This window comes from Paenibacillus sp. (genome assembly GCF_031177825.1).
Classification (GTDB): domain Bacteria; phylum Bacillota; class Bacilli; order Paenibacillales; family YIM-B00363; genus Paenibacillus_AE.
In genome coordinates this window covers 179,967-200,444 of sequence record NZ_JAPSKE010000005.1, presented here as the reverse complement: position 1 = coordinate 200,444, position 20,478 = coordinate 179,967, and the positions used below count along the sequence as shown (strand labels likewise).

At 53.0% G+C, this 20,478-nt stretch carries 21 protein-coding genes and 3 pseudogenes; 19 read left to right on the top strand and 5 right to left on the bottom strand.

Features of this window, described 5'->3' with window-relative positions; translation table 11 throughout:
- Positions 1–120: 120 nt before the first annotated feature.
- Complete coding sequence (locus RIN49_RS08270) at positions 121–1,140, bottom strand: DUF3231 family protein (RefSeq protein ID WP_309119698.1); 1,020 nt, start codon at positions 1,138–1,140, stop codon at positions 121–123.
- Positions 1,141–1,195: 55 nt separating this feature from the next.
- Positions 1,196–2,518: a branched-chain amino acid transport system II carrier protein gene (brnQ, locus tag RIN49_RS08265; protein ID WP_309119697.1), complete on the bottom strand. Its 1,323-nt coding sequence runs from the start codon at positions 2,516–2,518 to the stop codon at positions 1,196–1,198.
- A 152-nt stretch (positions 2,519–2,670) separates the two neighbouring features.
- Between brnQ and RIN49_RS08260 the strand changes: the two are divergent.
- The 11 genes and pseudogenes from RIN49_RS08260 to RIN49_RS08210 all read left to right on the top strand — a co-directional run.
- Positions 2,671–3,102: pseudogene (locus tag RIN49_RS08260) on the top strand (DNA alkylation repair protein); the annotation flags it as partial.
- 43 nt (positions 3,103–3,145) lie between these two features.
- Positions 3,146–4,309 (top strand): DUF4317 domain-containing protein, encoded by a 1,164-nt coding sequence (locus RIN49_RS08255; protein ID WP_309119696.1) that lies wholly within the window; start codon positions 3,146–3,148, stop codon positions 4,307–4,309.
- A gap of 66 nt (positions 4,310–4,375) precedes the next feature.
- The gene (locus RIN49_RS08250; RefSeq protein ID WP_309119695.1) at positions 4,376–5,641 is read left to right on the top strand and encodes a mechanosensitive ion channel family protein; all 1,266 of its coding nucleotides are present in this window, start codon (positions 4,376–4,378) and stop codon (positions 5,639–5,641) included.
- Between the two features lie 87 nt (positions 5,642–5,728).
- A complete protein-coding gene (locus RIN49_RS08245; RefSeq protein ID WP_309119694.1) occupies positions 5,729–6,151 on the top strand; it encodes a DMT family transporter in 423 nt (140 codons plus the stop codon).
- Between the two features lie 15 nt (positions 6,152–6,166).
- Positions 6,167–6,868: a Crp/Fnr family transcriptional regulator gene (locus RIN49_RS08240; RefSeq protein ID WP_309119693.1), complete on the top strand. Its 702-nt coding sequence runs from the start codon at positions 6,167–6,169 to the stop codon at positions 6,866–6,868.
- A 2-nt stretch (positions 6,869–6,870) separates the two neighbouring features.
- Positions 6,871–7,353 (top strand): DMT family transporter, encoded by a 483-nt coding sequence (locus RIN49_RS08235; RefSeq protein ID WP_309119692.1) that lies wholly within the window; start codon positions 6,871–6,873, stop codon positions 7,351–7,353.
- Between the two features lie 294 nt (positions 7,354–7,647).
- A complete protein-coding gene (locus RIN49_RS08230) occupies positions 7,648–7,968 on the top strand; it encodes a 2Fe-2S iron-sulfur cluster-binding protein (RefSeq protein ID WP_309119691.1) in 321 nt (106 codons plus the stop codon).
- 140 nt (positions 7,969–8,108) lie between these two features.
- Positions 8,109–8,969 (top strand): DMT family transporter, encoded by an 861-nt coding sequence (locus RIN49_RS08225; RefSeq protein ID WP_309119690.1) that lies wholly within the window; start codon positions 8,109–8,111, stop codon positions 8,967–8,969.
- 172 nt (positions 8,970–9,141) lie between these two features.
- The gene (locus RIN49_RS08220; protein WP_309119689.1) at positions 9,142–9,564 is read left to right on the top strand and encodes a DoxX family protein; all 423 of its coding nucleotides are present in this window, start codon (positions 9,142–9,144) and stop codon (positions 9,562–9,564) included.
- Between the two features lie 138 nt (positions 9,565–9,702).
- Complete coding sequence (locus tag RIN49_RS08215) at positions 9,703–10,155, top strand: MarR family winged helix-turn-helix transcriptional regulator (RefSeq protein WP_309119688.1); 453 nt, start codon at positions 9,703–9,705, stop codon at positions 10,153–10,155.
- Positions 10,145–10,459 carry a hypothetical protein gene (locus tag RIN49_RS08210; RefSeq protein WP_309119687.1) on the top strand — a complete coding sequence of 105 codons (315 nt, stop codon included), beginning with the start codon at positions 10,145–10,147 and terminating at the stop codon, positions 10,457–10,459. The genes RIN49_RS08215 and RIN49_RS08210 overlap by 11 nt, the downstream gene beginning before the upstream one ends.
- 136 nt (positions 10,460–10,595) lie before the next feature.
- On the opposite strand, the pseudogene RIN49_RS08205 reads toward RIN49_RS08210, so the two are convergent.
- Positions 10,596–10,809 (bottom strand): annotated as a pseudogene (locus tag RIN49_RS08205) (MBL fold metallo-hydrolase); the annotation flags it as partial.
- A 440-nt stretch (positions 10,810–11,249) separates the two neighbouring features.
- Here RIN49_RS08205 and RIN49_RS08200 point away from each other — a divergent pair.
- From RIN49_RS08200 to RIN49_RS08190, 3 genes are read left to right on the top strand one after another with little or no spacing between them, the layout of a single operon-like run.
- Positions 11,250–11,579, top strand: coding sequence for an ArsR/SmtB family transcription factor (locus tag RIN49_RS08200; RefSeq protein WP_309119686.1), 330 nt, complete (start codon positions 11,250–11,252; stop codon positions 11,577–11,579).
- On the top strand, positions 11,576–11,992 hold the full coding sequence (locus tag RIN49_RS08195) for an SRPBCC family protein (protein ID WP_309119685.1): 417 nt from the start codon (positions 11,576–11,578) through the stop codon (positions 11,990–11,992). Before RIN49_RS08200 ends, RIN49_RS08195 begins: the two co-directional genes overlap by 4 nt.
- Before the next feature lie 36 nt (positions 11,993–12,028).
- Positions 12,029–12,622 carry a YdeI/OmpD-associated family protein gene (locus tag RIN49_RS08190; RefSeq protein ID WP_309119684.1) on the top strand — a complete coding sequence of 198 codons (594 nt, stop codon included), beginning with the start codon at positions 12,029–12,031 and terminating at the stop codon, positions 12,620–12,622.
- 75 nt (positions 12,623–12,697) lie between these two features.
- Here RIN49_RS08190 and RIN49_RS08185 read toward each other — a convergent pair whose 3' ends face one another.
- Complete coding sequence (locus tag RIN49_RS08185) at positions 12,698–13,342, bottom strand: hypothetical protein (protein WP_309119683.1); 645 nt, start codon at positions 13,340–13,342, stop codon at positions 12,698–12,700.
- Positions 13,343–13,731: 389 nt separating this feature from the next.
- Between RIN49_RS08185 and RIN49_RS08180 the strand changes: the two genes are divergently transcribed.
- Positions 13,732–14,103, top strand: coding sequence for an iron chaperone (locus RIN49_RS08180; protein WP_309119682.1), 372 nt, complete (start codon positions 13,732–13,734; stop codon positions 14,101–14,103).
- A gap of 20 nt (positions 14,104–14,123) precedes the next feature.
- Positions 14,124–16,379, top strand: coding sequence for an ATP-binding cassette domain-containing protein (locus tag RIN49_RS08175; RefSeq protein ID WP_309119681.1), 2,256 nt, complete (start codon positions 14,124–14,126; stop codon positions 16,377–16,379).
- Positions 16,380–16,388: 9 nt separating this feature from the next.
- On the opposite strand, the gene dapA is transcribed toward RIN49_RS08175, so the two are convergent.
- Positions 16,389–17,264 (bottom strand): 4-hydroxy-tetrahydrodipicolinate synthase, encoded by an 876-nt coding sequence (dapA, locus tag RIN49_RS08170; protein ID WP_309119680.1) that lies wholly within the window; start codon positions 17,262–17,264, stop codon positions 16,389–16,391.
- Positions 17,265–17,390: 126 nt separating this feature from the next.
- Here dapA and RIN49_RS08165 point away from each other — a divergent pair, with 126 nt between their 5' ends.
- The 3 genes and pseudogenes from RIN49_RS08165 (at position 17,391) to RIN49_RS08155 (ending at position 20,470) form a co-directional block, all read left to right on the top strand.
- Positions 17,391–18,260, top strand: coding sequence for a LysR family transcriptional regulator (locus RIN49_RS08165; protein ID WP_309119679.1), 870 nt, complete (start codon positions 17,391–17,393; stop codon positions 18,258–18,260).
- 88 nt (positions 18,261–18,348) lie between these two features.
- A pseudogene (locus RIN49_RS08160) lies at positions 18,349–18,868 on the top strand (copper amine oxidase N-terminal domain-containing protein).
- Between the two features lie 138 nt (positions 18,869–19,006).
- On the top strand, positions 19,007–20,470 hold the full coding sequence (locus RIN49_RS08155; RefSeq protein WP_309119678.1) for a PAS domain S-box protein: 1,464 nt from the start codon (positions 19,007–19,009) through the stop codon (positions 20,468–20,470).
- The last annotated feature ends 8 nt before the right edge of the window (positions 20,471–20,478 follow it).

Genomic DNA, 20,478 nt, shown 5'->3' with positions numbered 1-20,478 from the left:
ACCTTCTCTAAGAGTAGGATTTACATTTCATCAACCCATTGTATCGAATCCGAAGCGGCATTTCCTTATGAAAATGGAGGCAGCGGCGGAAATATCCGGATCGTCCGCTTAGCGTCGTCGTTACCTTCGATTCAGCAATTGGTGGCGATCCGTCGAGAGAGGGGGCTGCTCGAGCCATCCCCGATCGACGACGATATCGAAGGTGTCTTTCGCGTACAACATGACCTCGCCGACGATTTTACTGTAATGGGCGATGAGATCGGCTCTCATGGATAAAGCCATCGCATGCGAAATCAATACGATGTCGACCGCGTTGAGCACATTGATCATCGCCATAATGAGCTTATCCGAGAAGGGGGAAGTCGTGGATGCGGTGACCTCCATGCCAACGGTGACCGTACCGAGCAGCTCTTCGTCCAATAACAATTTGTTGAACAGCTCCACTTGCTTTTCGCTGATTTTTTTCCCCCGAAGGATATGGCTCTGAAGCTCCTTGTCCTGCATCACCTGCGCGAAACCGAGCATCACGATGACCGCGAAGTAATTTCTTTCGATGTTGAAGAAGATTTCCGACAGCTCGATGGCGCTTAAAGGTCGAACATGTCCCATGAACCCGTCGAGAAACGTCGTTTTCTGTACGTACTCCACTTGATTCGGATAGTTCATTTTCGGCGGGCGATCGTATAGGCCTTTCTCCAGCTGCAGCTTCACGGCTTGCCCGAACAACTCGGTCGAGGTATGCAGGCATTCATTAAAGAAGTCCAGCACGTCGAGCCTTACGTTATTCGAGGAGGTGAACGCGTAATTAATCATGCCCATTCGGTTCGTCATGTAGATGAAACTAAGCGCGAACTCGTCATGGAACAGCGGAGGAGCAGACAAATTCACGTCTTTGTCCGTGAAGCCGTCGGGGATCGGGAAGTTTTCTTTCGAGAGCAGCGTCCGGATCCGTTCCAACCGTCCTTGCGAAATATGCAGCGCCTTCTGCGCCATGGGCAGGATATCGCCGTCCTGCAGATGGTGTACGAAATAAGTGAGGAAACAAACGGTCATGCTCTCTTGCATGTAAATGCTCCAGAGTCCGCCGATTTCCGTGCTGCTGAACTCGATGTTAGTCGGCTTTACTTGCGGCTGCGTCATTGCGTGATTCCTCCACGGGTCCGTCTCATACCTTCAGGTTTTCCATGATGGCCCGTTACGATTCCAACGGTTTGGTCCTTGGCCATAGCAAGCCCAGGACCGCCCCCGCGCAAGCCGGAAGCACCCAACCTAAGCCGATGTCGTACAAGGGAAGCGCTTGGGTAAACCAGACGTGAAGCCGTTCGATCCGGAGCGGCGTGCCGGCCAGTCCGCCGACCAAGCTGACGATGAACGTCAGCAGCAAACACCATCCGTACACGCTTCGTTTGCCCTGAAACCAATCATGCGCGAACGTCAAGAGGATGAGCGCGATGGCCAGCGGGTATAGGATCGTCAAGACCGGCACGGAGAACGAAATTAACTTCTCCAAGCCCGCGTTCGCGATCAGGGCGCTCGCCGCGGTCAGGATGACGCAGATCCGTCGGTAAGACATTTTCGGGAACAGGGTATGAAAGTAGCTGCTGCACGAGGTGGCGAGGCCGATGCTCGTCGTGAGGCAAGCGAGCAGCACGATAACGCCGAGCACCGCTCCGCCGAACGTGCCGAAATAATAATCGGCCGTTCGCTGCAGCACTTCGCCGCCGTTGCCCAAGCGGCCGAAGGCGGAGACGCTGCTTGCGCCGATATACGCGAGCGCCGTATAGATGAGGGCGAGAATCGCGGCCGATATCGCCGAAGCTTGGAAGCAGACGAGCAGCGTACGGCGTCGTCGATCGGCTCCCTTCGCGCGAATCGCGTCGATGACGAGAATGCCGAAGACGAGGGCCGCGAGCGTATCCATCGTTAAGTATCCCTCTTGAAAGCCGTTGAAGAAGGCGTGCGCGCTGTAATCGCCTACCGGTTGTTGCGGACGTCCGAGGGGAGCCGCGACGGCGGCGAACGCCAATAGGGCGATCAAAATCATGAGCGCCGGCGTCAATCCTTTGCCCACGATGTCGATGATTTTCGCCGGGCGTAAAGAGAACAGAAGGGTAACCCCGAAAAATACAATCGTAAACGCCGCCGCGAGAAGCGGTTCATGCTGCGCTCCGAGGAAGGGTTTCATTCCGATTTCATACGACACGCTGCCGGTTCTCGGCATGGCGAACAACGGTCCGATCGTGAGGTACAGCATCGTGGTGAAGCCGATGCCGAACCAAGGATGGACGCGGCTCGTTAAGGCAAGCAAGTCCTTGGAGCCGGAGAAGCCGAACGCCAAGGTGCCGAGGATCGGTAGACCGACCCCCGTAATCAGGAAGCCCAGATTGGCGAAGCCGTATTGATCGCCGGCTTGCTGCCCTAACATCGCCGGAAAGACGAGATTGCCCGCGCCGAAAAATAAAGCGAACAGCATAAAACCGATCGTGACCGTATCTTTAAAGCGAATGTTGTCGTTCATCTCGTGTCTCTCCCGTGTTTTAACATGATGAAAAGACAGTATATCATTAAGATGCCCATTTCCCTATGCGAATGATGTAAAATGGAGAAACGGACGAGCGAAACGAACCTCCATTAGAAGAGGAAGGGTAACGCTATGAATGTAGAAGCGGTTTGCTTTCCGATTACGTCGTCGCGGTCACGTTGGCAGAAGCCGACGTCGCGCAAGCCGAAGCCGACAAGTGGATCGCCAGCGGCGAAGAGCTGCGAAGATCGGCGGGCTGGAGCTGTTATTGTTGGCTGCTCGGAAGCCGGCCGGACCGCGAATTTTCCGAAAGCAAGCTCGCCGGGTTGCTGGACACGGTGGAGCGGACGATTCGCGATGCGCCCGAGCGGGCGAAATCCGCGATGAACAATTTCCTCTATACCGCAGCGATCTCTTATGTTCCGCTTCACGACAAGGCGGTCGCCGCGGCCGAGGCGGTCGGCCCGTTAGAAATGAAGCGGGACAAGAAACGAAGCAGGACGCTGCACGCTGCCGAAAGCATTCGCAAGGCCGTGGAAAAAGGGGATCTCGGCTTCAAACGCAAATATGTAAGGTGTTAATTCGCAGAAGGCATATCACTTCTTAGGAGCTGTCTCACGAACCATGAATAAGAAAGAAGTCGCGCACATTCGCAAGCAGTTTAAGCTGGATCATGATTTGCTTAAGGTTTTCGACATTCTGAACGTGTACATCATGAAGGAAAGCAGCGAGATTTATCATTACGAGTGTCAGCCGTTCGCTCTGGTGGACCGGGAAAAGCAAGAGCTGTATATGGGCAATTTCAAAAAGCTGTTGACCGGGGAATTAGGTCAGAAGCTGTTCGAAGTCAAATTTCAAGAAGACGCGGAGGAGCCGACCCGGGTGCTGCTCCATCAAGGGCTGGTGACCGGTCACACGGAAGACTGGCAAAACCTGATGCTCGTGTTGGTGGAGAAGATGCTGGCGGATACGAAGTATGAACGGGATACGGTGGTCACGTTCGTCCGAGGGGAATACTTCCGTCCGACCCGGGAGCGGAACGACGAAGCCGAGCAGAACGAGCGGGACGAGATGTTCGCGCATCCGTTCATTCTGTGCAGCGTCAACAGTACGGAACAGCAGAAGAAAACCTTGCTGTTCGATTATGTCGAACGAGAGTTCAAGTATAACGTCATCGTCGATCCGATCATTAAGTTAAGCGCGCCGGAACAAGGTTTCTTCTATCCTAGCGTAACGGACAACGCGTCCGACGTGAATCGCGTGCTGTATTGCTCGGGCAAAGCGAACGAACCGAATCACCATTTCATCGATCAGGTGTTGAACGCCGAGAAGACGGTGACGGCGCAGGAAGAGCGGGTCATCTTCGAGGAAATCGTGAAGGAAGTGGCGGGAGACCAGCTCGACGCGGCGACGTTGGCGCATGTGTACGAGGGCATCCACCAGGTCATCGAAACGAATCAGGAGGAAGAGCCGCCGAAGTTGGATTACCGAGACGTGGAGCGGCTGCTGACGGCGAGCGGCGTGGACGATTTGACGACGGAGAAGGTGGAGCGCGCGTTCCAGACGGTCGTCGACGACAAAAACTATGAGCTTAAAGCCAGCAGCGTCATCCCGAAGTTCACGTCGAAATCGATTAAGATCGATACGAAGGTAGCGACGATTACGGTCAGCCCGCAAGATTTAAAGTATGTGAAACAAGTCGACTATCACGGCAAGCGATGCATCTTGATCGAGGTGGACGAGGATGCCGTGATCGAAGGGTTTACGCTCGCCACGGAGACATTGTAATCATTCCGAAGCTCAAGAGCCGGGCTTTCCCCCGGTCCTTGAGCTTCTTTATCAGAGGAGGCTGTAATGGATTTCATCAGAGAACAACTGATAAGGTATGGCGCGTCGACGGAGCTGGCGGGACTGTTATCGAGTTGGATTCTGGTCGTTCTCATCGCGGGGCTCGGCATTGTCGCGAACGGCGTCGCGAAGAAGGTCGTGCACGGCGTCGTGGCCCGCTTCGTGAAGCGGAACCGGTTCAAGTGGGACGACATGCTGTTGGAACGGAAAGTGTTTCAGAAGCTCTCTCATATCGTGCCCGTCCTTATCATCTATTATTTTTCGCCGCTCTTTCCGAGTCATCAGGCGCTTCTAGAGAAAGCGGCGTTTTGCTACTTTACGATCGTCGGCATCGTCGTGCTGAACGCTTGTTTGAACGCCGCGGACGATATTTATCGAACGTACGAAGTGTCCAAGCTGAAGCCGATCAAGGGATATATTCAGGTCGTGAAAATGTTCATCTTCCTCGTCGGCGCCGTCGCCGTCATCGCGACGCTGATCGGGCAGAGTCCCATTATTTTGTTGAGCGGGCTGGGCGCGCTGTCGGCCGTGCTGATGTTAATTTTCAAGGATTCGATTCTAGGGTTGGTCGCGGGCGTGCAGCTCGCCTCGAACGATATGGTGCGCGTCGGCGACTGGATCGAGATGCCGAAGTATGATGCGGACGGGGACGTCATCGACATCTCGCTGAACACGGTCAAGGTTCGGAATTTCGATATGACGATCACCACGATCCCGAGTTATGCCCTCATCTCCGATTCGTTCCGGAACTGGAGAGGGATGCAGGCGTCCGGCGGCCGCAGAATCAAGCGTTCGATAACCATCGACGCGAGCAGCATCGCGTTCTGTTCGCCGGAGATGATCGAGCGGTTTCGAAGCATTCATTTTCTGACGGAGTACGTGACGGAGCGTCAGCGGGACATCGAGGCGTACAACGCCGAGCGCCGCGTCGATACGACGGTGAGGGCGAACGGCCGGCAGATGACGAATATCGGCGTATTCCGGGCGTATGTGTTGCATTACCTGCAGCAGCACCCGAACATTCATCAGGAGATGACCTTGCTCGTCCGGCAGCTGGCGCCGGGGGAATACGGGCTGCCGCTTGAAATTTACGCGTTCACGAATACGACCGCATGGGCGTCGTACGAGACGATTCAAGCCGATATTTTCGATCACGTCTTCGCCGTCGCTCCGGAGTTCGGGCTTCGCGTCTTCCAGAACCCTACCGGATATGACTTGCAGCAGGCGGGTCGAAGCGAAGCGCGAAGGGAAGGGCAAGTCGGGGTCGGTTAATTTTCGGGACATATGTCCTTTCCCGCCGGCCGCTTTCGTCTCTATGATAAGAGCAAGCGAATCGGAAGAAGGGAAGAGGGACTGGACATGGGTTGGTTATTCGGCGTGTTGGCCGGAGGCTTCATCGCGCTGCAAGGGGTGGCGAACGCGCGAATCGGCGCGGCGATCGGCACGTGGCAGGCGGCGACGCTGACGCAGTTCACCGGCTTTGTCGCGGCCGCGCTGCTGCTGACGGTGGCGCGGGACCGGCGAATAAACGCGCTGGCGCGCGTAAAGCCTTATTATTTGGCGGGAGGCGCGTTCGCCGCGATCATTATTTTCGGCAACGTAACGGCGATCCATCGGATCGGCATGACGCTCGCCGTATCGCTCGTACTGATCGCGCAGCTCGCATTGACGTTCCTCGCGGAATCGAACGGATGGTTCGGTGCGAAGAAGCGCCGGATGCGTTGGCCGCAGGCGGTCGGCATCGCGCTGATGGCGGTCGGCGCCGCGATCGTGAAAGGGTAAAGGAGATACCGAGTCATGTACAGGATCGAACATCGGGAGGCGGTGGACGCCTATATACAGTTCCACCGCTTGGAGCGAGTCCTTCCGGACCGGCTGCGTTCGCATGCGGCGGTATACGTCTTCGCGCAAGGGGAAAACATCTGCGTGCAAGGAGAGCCGGCTTCGACGCTATACGTGTTGGTGAAAGGGAAAATTAAAGTGTTCCACAATTCCCCGGAGGGAAAGACGCTCGTGCTTTCCTTCCGTACGCCGCTCGAGGTGATCGGCGATCTCGAATATATCGGCGGGGATGCGATTCACAATTACGTCGAGGCCGTTACCGAGGCGTCGATGATCGGCATCTCGTACCGCGCGCTGCGCGAGTCGGGCGAGGACCATGCGCCGCTGCTTCGTTTCCTGCTGGAGATGATGGTGAAGAAGCTCAATTACAGGACGAATCACAGCAGCTTGAATTTGATGTACCCCGTCGAAGCGCGATTTTCCAATTACTTGCTGTCGGTATGCTGCGATGAGACGGACGCGCGGTTTCGCGGCCGGTTGCCCGTCGCGAACGTGCAGGACACGGCCAACTTGCTCGGCACGAGCTACCGCCATCTTAACCGGGTCATAAGGAAGCTCTGCGACGAAGGGTTGATCGAGAGGAACAAGTCGTATATTCAAGTGTTGGAGCCAGAGCGGCTGAAGCGACTCGCCGGTTCACTCGGGAAGGAAGGATAACGATGATTCTAGGTATTCTATGGGCGGCGTTGTCCGGAGCGTTGGTCGGCGTGCAAAACTTGTTCAACAACCGAGTGAACGAGCACACGAGCGTATGGACGACGACGACGCTCGTGCTCGGACTCGGGTTCGCGGCGTCGCTCGCGATGGGGCTTGTCTTCGAAGGAGGCGAATTGCTGCGTCCGAAGCCGATGCAGACGTGGTTTTGGTTCAGCGGCTTGATCGGCGTCGGCGTCGTCGTCTGCATGGTGCAGGGGCTCCGACGGCTCGGCCCGACATCCGCGGTCCTGACCGCCATGACGTCGCAGCTCGGGTTCGCCATGATATGGGACGCCTTCGGCTGGTTCGGATTGGATCGAGTGCCGATTACGCCGACAAGACTGATCGGCGCGCTAGCGATTGCAGGAGGCCTCTTCTTATTCCAGCTAGGCGGCGTTCGAAATGCGGAAGCGGCGGTTCCGCCCGCGGCGGAAGCCGAAGCATGAACATCGAGAAGGTCCCGGAGGCTTCGCCGGGACCTTTTGCTACCCATGGATGGGTACAAATAAACCTGTGGACGGCAGGGGTTGTGGATATGTGGGTATTTATAAAAAAGGCAGCCTGGATCCACGAAAAGTTAAACACAGCCTGTTGGTATCCCTGTGGGCAACTGTGGTCAATGCGGATTCCCTATTTTCGTCGGTGGATAAACTCTTTCGCAATTTCGAACTATGCACAGGGGGGAAAGGTTGGCATTTCGATCTCTAAGGTTATACTAGTAACATAAGGAGGTCATGACGATGCCGATTTTGAAAGTTGGAGACCAATCGTTCGCGGTGGAGGAAGGCACGAAGCTGGTGCTCGCCCTCGAGGATCATGGGGTGGACATTCTGCACCGGTGCGGGGGCAACGCGAGATGTACGACGTGCCGCGTGGAGGTGCTGGAAGGCGACCTAGGCCCCATCGGCGAGGCGGAAGCGGGCATCCGGAACGCGAAGGGCATTACGGACGAGAATATTCGGCTGTCGTGCCAAGTTCGCGTCGTTGCCGACGTCGCCGTGAAGCCCCTGATGACGGTATCGGAAACCGGGATGGATCCGGGGCAGCGTCCGCAGCCGTAGCGAATTCCAAGGTCGAACGAAGGAAATCCTTCGTTCGATCTTTTTTCTATTTTCCGAAGGGCCGCTCAGGCAGGCTTGCGCAGCTTTTCACGCAATTCCGCGTTGCCACGATATAGGATGAGGAGCTATAGCTTGACTTTATGGAAAATTATTGGATTTACCTTGTGATCGTTGCATCCATATCGCATGCTCTTTGGAACATCATGTTAAAACAAAGCGAAAATAAAGCAGTCTTTTTATGGTCGCTGAGAATTTGGTCCGTCATTATTTTTTTACCGGTAAGTATTCTCTTTTGGCCGCAAGGGGTTACTATCACTTATGAATGGATATTTTGGGGCTTAGGGAGTATCGCATTGCATAGCGCTTATGCAATCATCCTTGCTAAAGCTTATGAAAAAAGCGATTTTTCGTTAGCCTATCCGATTTCGAGAGGCCTCGGACCGCTACTTGTCGTTGCAGCCGGTTCCATATGGTTAAGCGAGCCGGTTACATCTCTAAGTGTCCTTGGCAGCTTATTTATTTTTGTTGGGATTTACATGATGTATTCCGGTGTAAGTTTCTCAATGGGGGTAAGGTCGCTGAAGTCCATCCTAAAGTCGCCTTACCCATTCCTGGTTGGTCTATTCATCGCATGTTATACGATTTTTGACAAACTAGCGGTAGCTGTAATCCCCCCCATTACTTTAAACGTTATTGAAAATCTTGGACAGGTTTTGGTACTAGGTTCATTACAAGTCAGAAACATAGCCGTTGCAGCCACGCAATGGAAGACCGAATGGGTGAAGATGGCCGTTGCGGGCGGTCTAGCCGGATTGTCTTACATATTGGTATTAATCGTTCTTACGGAAGTGCCGGTCAGCTTCGTGGCACCCGTTAGGGAATCCAGCATTGTAATAGGTTCATTGCTTGGAGTTTATTTTTTAAAAGAAAAATACAATTTATATAAGATAATTGGTTCGGTCATTATATTCGCGGGAGTAGTCATGATCGTCTGGAAATAACAAAACGGAGTCACGATATCACGAAGCTTCGGTATTGTCGTACCGAGGCTTTTTCCCATGAAGAACGTAAAAATGCTCTTGACTGGACACTAAATGGTGTCCTATAATAAAAACGTCACCAAATGGTGTCCCATTAAGGATAAGACGTTTTGAAGGGATGAGGAGGAAGAAAATGAGTCAGATGATCGGTGCGGAATCAACCGCGAAAGTGCTAACCCAGCCCCGGGGAAAAGTGATTGCTTATTGGACAGTTACATTGCTGCTCGCAGGACCCATTATGTTAAGCGGTATCGGGCAACTGATGCGACTTGAAGGAAACGTCGAGCTAGTGGAACACCTTGGTTACCCTTTATACGTTTTAACGATTCTCGGGATATGCAAAGTACTTGGAGCCGCTGCTCTCGTCGTTCCGGGATTTCCTCGGCTTAAAGAATGGGCTCACGCCGGCATCTTCTTTTTAATGACCGGCGCGGCACTGTCTCATGCTTTTGCAGACGGCTTTGGCGGGAACGGGTTCAGCGTTATCCTTCCGCTTTCATACGCCGCGCTGAATATCGCCTCGTGGGCGCTGCGTCCGACGAGCCGCAAACTGTAACCTGCATTTTTCTAAACTCCGGGCGAAGCGCGGGGTTTTTGTTTTGTAGAGGAATGAATAAGTTCCTTCGTTATTGACTTATCCAATATGTGTATGGTACATATGATGTACAATACATATTTTATGGAGGAACTAAAGTTGAATCGTGAAGAATTGTTAGACCTGCGTCATAACGTTCAGAAATTTATTCGATTATTCGGGTTACTTGAACAAAATGTTACTCCTTGCGGTTTTCATTTATCGCCATCTCAAGTCTTTACCTTACAAGAACTGGAGAATGGGGCTTTGACGATCGGCGAATTGGCGGAACGGTTATTTTTGGAACGCAGTACAGTGAGTAGGTTAATCGATACCTTGGTTAAAGAAGGATTTGTAAATAGAAATGTAAATGAGGAGAATCGACGGGAGGTGCTAGTGTCGTTGACGGATAAAGGAGAACGTTCGCTAGAAAAAGTACGCGAGCAATCGATCCGCTATTTTCGATCGATTTTGGATGAATTGTTGGAAGAGGAGCGGGTTCAAATCTTGAATGGATTTAAGTTATTTACAAGTGCATTAGAAAAAGGAAGGAGGAACACGAATGAATCGTAATTTGAGCCAAACGACGGCTTCTATCCTTTCAGTCCTGTTTTCCATTCTAGCTTCTTCCCACCATTGGCTCCATATGGGCATACTCTTGTTGTTGGGCGGAAGCACAAACATGATGGCGGCAATGTCAGGGGTAATATGGGTTAGACGAACGATGATCTTGATGACTTTCGTAACAGCGCTTTTCTCCATCTACCGTCTTTTGAAACACAGATGTAGGGAATATTGGGTCATCGCTATTACTGTCGTATCCGTCCTCGTCTCTTTCTCATTTATTATTTATACGCTTGCGAATTTTGGATGGTGAGGTGTCGGTAGTCTATGGAATTTCATAAGAGGACGAGCCTTGGCCGTTCATCGGCCAAGGCTGTTTCTAACGGGTTTTAGCTTTTCCAGAGAACAGATTCCGCAAGTCCGCGCGACCGGAACGATGCCCTCCGCCGTTTTAGAACGTCAACGTTCCGGAAACCGGCGTTTCTTACTTCTGTCGCGTCTTCTTCATTTTGTACGAATAACTAACGGATTTCTTTGGTCCTGTCTTAACGAATTGGGGAAAGGCGGGTAGGTTCCCTTCGGCGCTAAACATGGGTCGATTAGAAATTTCTTCCCTGCATACTGAACCATGAGCGTCGCATTGCGAACGAGTTGTAACTTCATAGGAAATGGCTCCTTTTCTGAATTGGGATATAGTTTACTCAACGGCCGACAAGCCCCCCCTTCTCGACGTAGGGATAAGGTTTACCGTATCCTTACATGTTAAATAACTGCGTGAAATGATTCGATACTTCGGTGAAACACTTTCTTGTAAAATCATTTCACGGTGAAAGGATCGGGTCATGGTACGTGTAGAAACGATGTTGACATAACGCCATGAGGGATCTATAATTTAAAGTGACACCAAATGGTGTCCTGTTCGGTGTGGGGAAACCCTTGAGTTAGCGACGAATCTGGGTTACCCTTTATACGTCTTGACCAATTTTTGGGATAGGACCGGTGCGGCTGTATCGCATGCGTCAGCGTATCGATAATAACTTAAAGGCTGTCCCTGCAAATCACCAATAGATTTCAACAGAGATTGTAATTCTGGAGGGGGAGTTGTGAGCGAAAACAACCAGGTTCGGGATGTGTTTGACGCGATCGCAGATCCAACGAGGCGCCGACTGATTCGACTGTTAGCGGAGAAAGCGGAAACCCCGCTACATGAATTAACGGCACAGTTTTCAATGGGCCGTACAGCGGTATCCAAGCATTTGACAATTCTTAAAGAGGCCGGCCTGGTGCTTGACCGGAAAGTCGGCAGAGAAACGCGGTTTCGGCTGAACGCCTCTCCGCTCGTGGAAGTTCAAGATTGGGTGGCTTTCTACACCAAGTTCTGGAGTACGAATATGTTGCGCCTGGGCCAATTATTGGAGGAGGAAGAAGAGTGAGTTTAACGCTATCCTTGGATTTTCAATATAAGACATCGATCGAGAAACTTTGGTCCGCCTTAACCGATTCAAGCAAGCTTGCCAAGTGGGTGGCCAACATCCAGACGGGCGAACCGATGGATAACGACTTTAAGCCCGTCGTGGGACACCGTTTCCAATTCCGTACGCAACCGTCCGAATATTGGAATGGAATTATTGAAGGCGAAGTACTGATCGTGGAGAAACCCCACCGGTTGTCCTACACTTGGGCGAGCGGCGAGACGCACACGATCACCTGGACGCTGCAGGACCTAGGGGACGGGAAAGTAAACCTTCATCTGGAACAAACCGGAATCTCTAACGTTCAAGCGCTCAACGGGGCTAAGTATGGCTGGAGTACATGGTGCGGCGAGCTGGAAAAGGTATTGGCCTAGTCTCGATTTATCGGACAAAGCAGAAAGGGGGGCTTCATGAGTAAAGGTGAAAGAAACGCTAAGCTTGATCCCTATTTCAACAAACTTAAGAAGTGGAAAGAAGAATTCGAGTTATTGAGAGAGATCGTTCTCGACTGCGGGCTAACCGAGGATTTTAAGTGGATGCATCCTTGTTACACGTACGACGGTAAAAACATCGTGTTGATTCATGGCTTTAAGGATTACTGCGCGATTCTGTTTCACAAAGGCGCGTTGTTGAAAGATCCTCATGCGATCTTAATCCAACAAACGGAGAATGTACAGGCAGCGCGCCAGATTCGGTTCACCCATGTTCAAGAAATAGATGAAATGCAGCTGATCTTGAAAACTTATATTGATGAAGCCGTCGAAGTCGAGAAAGCCGGCTTGCAAGTAGACTATAAGAAGAACGCGGAATACACGATACCTGAGGAATTAGCCAATAAATTCGTTGAAATCCCCGACTTAAAAACGGCCTTCGAAGCATTGACGCCGGGACGGCAAAGAGCATACATTCTGCATTTCTCTTCGGCCAAGCAATCCAAAACTCGAGAGTCAAGGGTTGAAAAATATATGGCGCATATCCTCGATGGTAAGGGATTAGATGATTAGTTCCGCCAATGGAGCGCTTTCGCCGTATAGTACGTAAAAAACGGTCGCCAATCGCAGGCGACCGTTTTTATTGGGTTACGTGAATTGGAAGTGCTTTTCAATGCATGACAGCACCTCTTCTTTCGTTGTCGAAGCCTCTCTTACGAAGTATTGCACACCCTGTTGCTTTACCTTTAGGAAAGAGTGATTCGACCCCTTCGCAACGGTATCCAAGGTTTCGTTTCGAGCGCGTTGCGGGTCGGAGAGCGTCGGGAATAACTGTTCCATGCCGCTGACGTGCTCCCGAGTCAGATATTGCGAGCGGATTACATCGTCTTCGGCAAATAAATATACGATCCGGCGATGATCCGCGATCGTCTTGAGAAATTCGGGGTCCATAAACGTATCGACGACAATGGGCTTTTCTTTCCCCATTTGGAGTAAATCCAATAGGATAAATTCGACGGATTCATCGAACGCGTTGTTGAGCCATTGCCCACGATCATTCCCGCGACCAAGAAAATACCATTCCCAATCGACGAAATGTCTCAATATCGCCGGATGATCCTGAGGGTTAGCCTTCTTTTGGTACTCGAATGTGTGATCGTCCGAAGAATAGGGGATCATGTTCCACTTCGCTGCGATCGCGGTAGTCATCGTGCTCTTCCCGCCGCAAGGACCTCCGCAAATCCAGTACACATGCTCAAGATACTGCTTCAATACGCGGTCCGAAAATTTCATGTTCCATACCTCCAATAATAGGTTGTTGCCAATGAGATGGAGGCATGGAAAGGAACGCAAATCGCCCGAATCGGGGGATCCACGTGGTTTTATATTTGGGCACAAAAAAAGCCTCCATCTCATGGTTGGGTTCGAAAACGCCATTACAAATAAACCCTGCTGGGCCTATTTGTTTTTCGTTTTACTTCCTCAACTTCAAGAAATGGATGCCTGGGCACATACGTAAGCCTCTTTTCCGCTTAATGGATGTGTGTAACAATGCCAATATACACCGCCACAGTGCATTTGTCGATGCTAGGTCAAGGATAAACTATCGATGGAAGTTAGGTTGAAATAAATCCTCGTATGGGGAAATTCGGTAATGAGATAATGACGTAGGAGGGAACGACATGGAAGTTTTTGCGGAATTTTTAGCGAAAATCGATCATCCGCAGCATCGGGCGCGGACGGAAGAGGTTTTGGAATGGGTAACGAAGAGATTTCCGAATTTACAGCCGAAAGTCGCATGGAATCAGCCGATGTTTACCGATCACGGCACATTTATTATTGGATTTAGCGCAGCCAAAGCGCATTTGGCTGTCGCTCCCGAGAGGGCGGGGATGATTCGTTTCTCCGACGACATTAAGCAGGCTGGCTATGACCATAGCTCGGAGTTGGTACGGATCCGGTGGGATCGTCCGGTCGATTTTTCGCTGCTTGAGAAAATGATCGAGTATAATATTTTGGACAAGGCAGACTGTTCTACTTTTTGGAGAAAATAGAATCGGAGGGAAGGTAAAGTATGAGCGAATCGAATCAGGAGTATATCGTAATCTCGGGTGCGCGGGAAAACAACCTGAAGAACGTATCCTTGCGCATTCCCAAGCGGAAGATCACGATCTTCACCGGGGTTTCCGGATCCGGCAAGTCGTCGATCGTCTTCGATACGATCGCCACCGAGTCCCAGCGTCTGCTGAACGAAAACTTCAGCACGTTCGTCCGTAACTTCCTGCCGCGGTTTCCGCAGCCGGATGCGGATAGAATCGAAAACCTTAGCATGGCGGTCGTTGTGGATCAGAAGCGGCTGGGCGGCGGTTCCCATTCTACGATGGGCACGATTACCGATATCTCTCCCATCCTCCGTCTGCTCTATTCCAGATTCGGTCGGCCCTATGTCGGACAAGCGAATATGTTCTCGTTTAACGATCCGCAAGGGATGTGTCCCGAATGCAACGGGATCGGTCGCAGTCTGCGCGTCGACATGAGCAAGGCGCTGGACAAGTCCAAGTCGCTGAACGAAGGGGCGATCCTGCTGCCGGACTATGCGGTGAACGGGTGGGAATGGAACATGGTCGTGCAGGCAGGCTCCTTCGATCTCGACAAGAAGCTGAGCGATTATTCGGATGAGGAACTGGAGCGGCTGCTGAACGCCAAGGCGAGGAAAGTGGAAATGGATTTCGCCGGGAAGGCGATGAATATTACAGTGGAAGGCGTCATCGAGAAATTCACCAACAAGTACATCAAGCGGGATGTGAAGACGATGTCCGAGCGCACGCAGCGAGCGGTTGCGCCGTACATCTCCGAAGGTCCCTGCACCGGCTGCCGCGGCGCGAGACTCAGTCAGGCCGCGCTCGGTTGCAGGATCAATGGACTCAACATCGCCGATATGTCCTCCATGGAGGTCGGACGGCTCATTCGCGTCATTCGGGAGATGGACGATCCTGCCGCCGCGCCGATCGTTACGTCGCTGACGGAGCGATTGCAGCATCTGGTGGATATCGGACTAGACTATTTAACGTTGGACCGCGAGACGGATACATTGTCCGGCGGCGAGTCGCAGCGCGTCAAGATGGTAAAGCACTTGAGCGGCAGTCTGGTGGATGTCACTTACATTTTCGATGAGCCCAGCGTTGGCTTGCACCCCCGTGACGTACACCGGTTAAACGAGTTGCTTCGGAAGCTGCGCGACAAGGGCAATACCGTGATCGTCGTCGAGCATGATCCCGACGTGATCAAGGTTGCGGATCATATCGTCGATGTAGGGCCTCAAGCCGGCAGCCGCGGCGGTACTATCGTGTACGAAGGAAGTTTCCAAGGCTTGCTGGAGGCGGATACGCTGACAGGCACTCATATGAAGCGGCCGCTCCAGCTGAAGCGCGACGGCAGACAGCCGTCCGGCAAGCTGTCCATTAAGGATGCTACGCTACACAACTTGCAGAACGTAAGCGTAGATATTCCGACCGGCGTGCTGACCGTCGTTTCGGGAGTCGCCGGCTCGGGCAAGAGTACGCTGATCAATGAAGTATTCCTCGGCCAGCATCCGGATGCGATCGTCATCGACCAATCGGCGGTCGGCGTGTCGACGCGCTCGAATCCTGCAACTTACACGGGCATTATGGACGATGTGCGCAAGGCGTTCGCCTCCGCGAACAAGGTCAACCAAGGATTGTTCAGCTTCAACTCCAAGGGGGCTTGCGAGAACTGCCAAGGACTGGGCGTCGTGTACGCAGACCTTGCCTACCTCGACAGCGTGAAGCTGCCTTGCGAAGCGTGCGGAGGCAGACGATTTAAGGAAGAGGTGCTCGCGTACAAGCTGAACGGCAAGTCCATTGCAGAAGTGCTGGAGATGACGGTGGAGCAGGCATTGGATTTCTTCGAGCTGAAAGAGGTCGTGCGCAAGCTCCAGTCGTTGAGCGATGTGGGATTGAATTATGTTACGCTCGGCCAACCGCTCAGCACGCTCTCGGGCGGGGAATGCCAGCGCATCAAGCTGGCAAGCGAGCTGCATAAGAAGGGAAGCATCTACGTGATGGACGAGCCGACGACCGGCCTGCATATGTCGGATATCGGTCACCTGCTAGGGATCATGAACCGCCTCGTGGATGCCGGCAATACGGTCATCGTCATCGAGCACAACCTCGAGGTGATCAGCCAAGCGGATTGGATCATCGATATGGGACCGGACGGAGGCAGCAAAGGCGGCCAGGTGGTGTTCGAGGGCACGCCTTCGCAGATCATCCATGCGGAGCAGTCCATCACGGGAAAATACTTGATGTAATGTATCAAATTACAGGAACGCCGACAGCTCCTCTTGCAATGGCCGGCTAATCGGGGTAAGCGGTAGGCGTACCCCGTCGGAGGCGAGAATGCCGGATTGCGCGAGCATCCACTTGATCGGGGAAGGATTCGTCTCCCGGAAGAGCAGACGGGTAAGCGGGAGCAGCTTGACGAAGGCTGCCTCCGCCTCGTCGTACAACCCATTCGCTGCCAACCGATAGACTTCCAGAAAGGACTCCGTTCGGAACTGTGCCGACGCTAATAAGCCTCCGCTTGCACCGCGGCGGAGCATCCGTGCGAAGATGTCGTCGGAGCCGGCCATTATCGGCTTCGCCGTACGGCCTACCAACGCGTTCAACAAGTCGCAGCCGCCCGTAGCGTCTTTGAGGCCAATGACCCCGTCCAGCGTAAGGATTCGCTCCATCGTCTCAGCCGACAACCGAATCCCCGTCCTCTCCGGCACCTCATAAGCAATGAGGGGCATTCCGGTCTCGACTACAGTCTGAAAGTGTCGGAATGCACCCTCTTCGGACGGGCGGCTGTAATATGGAGTAACGACCAGAACCGCATCGGCGCCCCACTCGCCGGCCGCCTTCGTCCTCCTTACGGTTGTTCTTGTATCGTTGGTGCCGGTCCCGACGATGATCGGCATACGTACGCCAAGCCTCTGAACGACCGTCCGCGTAACCTCGAACAACGCTTCGACCTCTGCCCATTCTACCGTCGGCGCTTCGCCGGTCGTTCCGTTGATCACAATCCCATGTAACGGATGAAGCAACAATTGTCCAAGATAACGCTCGAAGGAAGGCAGGTCCAGCTCGCCGTCCTGGGTAAACGGGGTAACCACCGGGACGAAAATACCTTTGAGATCGTTCGATTGCAGCATGCGTTCTCCGCCTTTCGACAACTGGAATATTTTCGAATTACGTTCAGTCTAACATCGTATTTCGCATCACAGTTATCTATAATAGATGATGAGTAATATCAATAATTACGATGGTTGGTGTGGAGCATGGACCTGACCTATCTCAATACGTTCCGCGTCGTGGCACTCCAGAGGAGCTTTACCCGTGCCGCGGCGGAGCTCGGTTACGCGCAATCGAGCGTGACGATGCAGATGCAGAAGCTGGAACAGTACTACGAGGTGAAGCTGTTCGAACGATCGGGCAGGGGGGTGCGATTGACGAGCGCCGGCGAGGAATTGTTAAAGGTCGCGTTGCAAATGCTTGAACTCCACCAACAGTCGAGAGAGTCTCTGGCGCGGCAGAGCGGGGGGACGCTGACGATCGGGACGATCGATTCGATCGCCTCATACGTCCTGCCGGACGTCATCCAGCCGTTGAAGGCGCATGATCCCGAACTTTCCATCAGAATCGTGACCGGCCGCGAACAGGCAATGATCGACCGAGTGAAGGAAGGGGAATTGGATGTCTGTCTTCTACTGGAGAAGGGTCCTCCTGAACCCGACTTGCAATGGATTGCAATCAGGGAGGAGCCGCTCGTCTTTCTTGCGAACCCCGCCGACGCTCGGAAGGCGCAAGACACGCTTACGTTAGATAAATTGCAAGATACCGAATGGATCATGGCGGAGGAAAGCTGTAATTATCGCTCGATGCTGGAGCGTGTGCTTCGCACGGAGGGTATCCCATATCGGATCGCTTTGGAGCTCGGCAATCCGGAAGCGATCAAGCGGTGCTTGGCAGCCGGTTCCGGGGTCTCGCTGCTGCCGCGAATGGCGGCGGAAGAGGAGATCCGAAGCGGCAAGCTTGCCGTGTTGCCGATTCGCCATCCAGAAATTCGCCTGGACTTGCTTCTCGGCCTACGGCCCAAGAAGTGGATCTCGAAGCCGCTGCGAGCGTTTATGGAAATGATTCGAGTCTAGGGAGCTGTGCAACATATGATTTCCAGTTGCGTCTAAATATGGGGCGCGGTTACTGTGTGCCGAAATTATCCGTAAAAGGAGCGCATTTATGAAAAAGGCACTTTTTGGTTTGTTTCTTGCGATCTTTCTATTTGTCTCATCGTCATCGTCCTTTACCTATGCGGCAGATATGCAAATCAAAGTTGACGGCGTTGCGGTTTCATCCGATGTCAAGCCAGAAATCAAGAACAAACGGACAATGGTACCTTTACGCGTGATTAGCGAAAGTTTGGGAGCTACCGTCGAATGGTCCAATTCCGAAGAAGGTCGAAGCCCCTGAACATTATTCGTGGATGCATACGATAGACACGCTTGGGTCTTATTACAAAAATGCACAATTTGATTTTCTAGACCATGAAGGGAACAGCATCGTTCGGTATGATGTGTATTCCTTAATTCGTTCTTTCCCATCCGAACTTTTAACAGGGTACCCGGAGATCTTGATTCACGATGCAACTGCGGATGAGTGGTATTTGTTCAGCGATCATGCAAGGCAGTCCATCGAACGGTTCATTAGCGACGCAATGAGGTTCGGTTTCCTGACGGTGATAAGGGATACGGTGGTTTAAAGAAATGTGACTCTAAAGAGGTTCTCGGCTGCGGCCGGGAGCCTCTTTTTCTAGAATTTTAGATTGACAACCGACCGCGCAGGTAATATATACATGGATAGGATAAGCTTGGAACCAGGACGACTGCGGGGGAACTCCATGGATAGCAGAAGGAAGGGGCCGGGCAAGAAGCGGACGTCCGGCGGGGAGATCGGGTTTACGAACAGGCAATATAAGCAACTCGTCGAATTTTCCCCGGAACCGATTCTGGTGTACAGCAACGAAATCGTGGTGTATACGAATGCGGCGGGAGCCGAGATGATCGGAGCCCCGAACGCGGAAGCGGCGATCGGGAGACGGCTCGCGGATTTTCTCCGGTCGCCGGACGTCGGGCAATCGATCATGGAACCGGTCGGTCCTCCGTTCGAATTCGGAAAGCCTACGGACATTATGGAAAAGAAGTGGGTTCGCCGCGACGGAAGCGTCGTCACCGCGGAAGTCCGAGCCGTGCCGATCCAGTATAAAGGCGAGCAGGCCGTTCAATTGCTGTGCAGGGACATCACGGAGCGGAAGAAGGCGGAGGTATCGCTCCGGGAGAGCGAGCTGCGTTATCGCCAGCTGCTGAAGTCGGTTCCGGAGGCGATCTTCGTTCACAGCGAAGGCATCATCGTCTACGCGAACGATGCGGGGATCCGGTTGTTACGGGCCCGAGGACCGGAGCAAGTGGTCGGCAGGTCGATCCTCGACTTTATCCACCCGGATTTCCATCACAAGACGAGCGATCGGTTTATCGCTTCGGGGCAATCGATTCGCGGGTTGGAGCTGGTCACTCTGTCGTTCATTCGGTGCGACGGGGACGTGTTCGAAGGGGAAGCTTCGAGCGGGGAAACCTTTTCTTTACTGGATCGCAAGGTGTACCAAACGACGATTCGAGACATTACGGAACGAATTCGAAGGGAGCAGTCTTTGCGGAAGTCCGAGAAGCTGTCGGTCATCGGACAGATGGCGGCCGGCGTCGCCCACGAAATCCGGAATCCCTTGACCGCTCTCATCGGGTTCAATCAGCTGTTAAGGGAAAAGTTCGTCGGCAACCAAGCCTACTGCGCGATCATGGAGACGGAGCTGAAGCGGATCAACTACATCGTCAACGAATTTATGCAGCTGGCGAAGCCCGTGCCCTCGGAGTACAGACGGCATCGGCTGGAGACGTTGTTCGACGCCTTATTCCCGCTCGTACAGTCTCATGCCGCGTTGAACGACGTGACGCTTCATCTCGAATGGGACGACGACATCCCCGAAATTCGGTGCGACGACAATCAGTTGAAGCAGGTGTTCTTGAACGTGATGAAGAATGCGATCGAGGCGATGCCGAACGGCGGAAATCTGCGGGTCGCCGTCGGGAAGGAAGCAAGGCATGTCGCGATTCGGTTCGCGGACGAAGGCCCCGGCATCGACGAGCAAGCGCTGGGGAAGCTGGGCGATCCGTTCTATACGACTAAGGAGCAAGGGACGGGTCTCGGGCTCATGATCTGCCATAAAATCATACAGGAGCATGGGGGAGAGATGAAGTTCGAAAGCAAGATAGGAAACGGAACGATCGTCACGATCCGTCTCCCGTTTTGAACTTGGAA

Bases quoted from the DNA above. Each gene is read 5' to 3' on its own strand.
- RIN49_RS08230 (WP_309119691.1), top strand. From the start codon at position 7,648: ATGCCGATTTTGAAAGTTGGAGACCAATCGTTCGCGGTGGAGGAAGGC.
- RIN49_RS08155 (WP_309119678.1), top strand. From the start codon at position 19,007: ATGGATAGCAGAAGGAAGGGGCCGGGCAAGAAGCGGACGTCCGGCGGG.
- RIN49_RS08165 (WP_309119679.1), top strand. From the start codon at position 17,391: ATGGACCTGACCTATCTCAATACGTTCCGCGTCGTGGCACTCCAGAGG.
- RIN49_RS08250 (WP_309119695.1), top strand. From the start codon at position 4,376: ATGGATTTCATCAGAGAACAACTGATAAGGTATGGCGCGTCGACGGAG.
- brnQ (WP_309119697.1), bottom strand. From the start codon at position 2,518: ATGAACGACAACATTCGCTTTAAAGATACGGTCACGATCGGTTTTATG.
- RIN49_RS08220 (WP_309119689.1), top strand. From the start codon at position 9,142: ATGAGTCAGATGATCGGTGCGGAATCAACCGCGAAAGTGCTAACCCAG.
- RIN49_RS08185 (WP_309119683.1), bottom strand. From the start codon at position 13,342: ATGAAATTTTCGGACCGCGTATTGAAGCAGTATCTTGAGCATGTGTAC.
- RIN49_RS08180 (WP_309119682.1), top strand. From the start codon at position 13,732: ATGGAAGTTTTTGCGGAATTTTTAGCGAAAATCGATCATCCGCAGCAT.
- RIN49_RS08270 (WP_309119698.1), bottom strand. From the start codon at position 1,140: ATGACGCAGCCGCAAGTAAAGCCGACTAACATCGAGTTCAGCAGCACG.
- RIN49_RS08175 (WP_309119681.1), top strand. From the start codon at position 14,124: ATGAGCGAATCGAATCAGGAGTATATCGTAATCTCGGGTGCGCGGGAA.
- RIN49_RS08255 (WP_309119696.1), top strand. From the start codon at position 3,146: ATGAATAAGAAAGAAGTCGCGCACATTCGCAAGCAGTTTAAGCTGGAT.
- RIN49_RS08210 (WP_309119687.1), top strand. From the start codon at position 10,145: ATGAATCGTAATTTGAGCCAAACGACGGCTTCTATCCTTTCAGTCCTG.
- RIN49_RS08245 (WP_309119694.1), top strand. From the start codon at position 5,729: ATGGGTTGGTTATTCGGCGTGTTGGCCGGAGGCTTCATCGCGCTGCAA.
- RIN49_RS08190 (WP_309119684.1), top strand. From the start codon at position 12,029: ATGAGTAAAGGTGAAAGAAACGCTAAGCTTGATCCCTATTTCAACAAA.
- dapA (WP_309119680.1), bottom strand. From the start codon at position 17,264: ATGCTGCAATCGAACGATCTCAAAGGTATTTTCGTCCCGGTGGTTACC.
- RIN49_RS08240 (WP_309119693.1), top strand. From the start codon at position 6,167: ATGTACAGGATCGAACATCGGGAGGCGGTGGACGCCTATATACAGTTC.
- RIN49_RS08225 (WP_309119690.1), top strand. From the start codon at position 8,109: ATGGAAAATTATTGGATTTACCTTGTGATCGTTGCATCCATATCGCAT.
- RIN49_RS08235 (WP_309119692.1), top strand. From the start codon at position 6,871: ATGATTCTAGGTATTCTATGGGCGGCGTTGTCCGGAGCGTTGGTCGGC.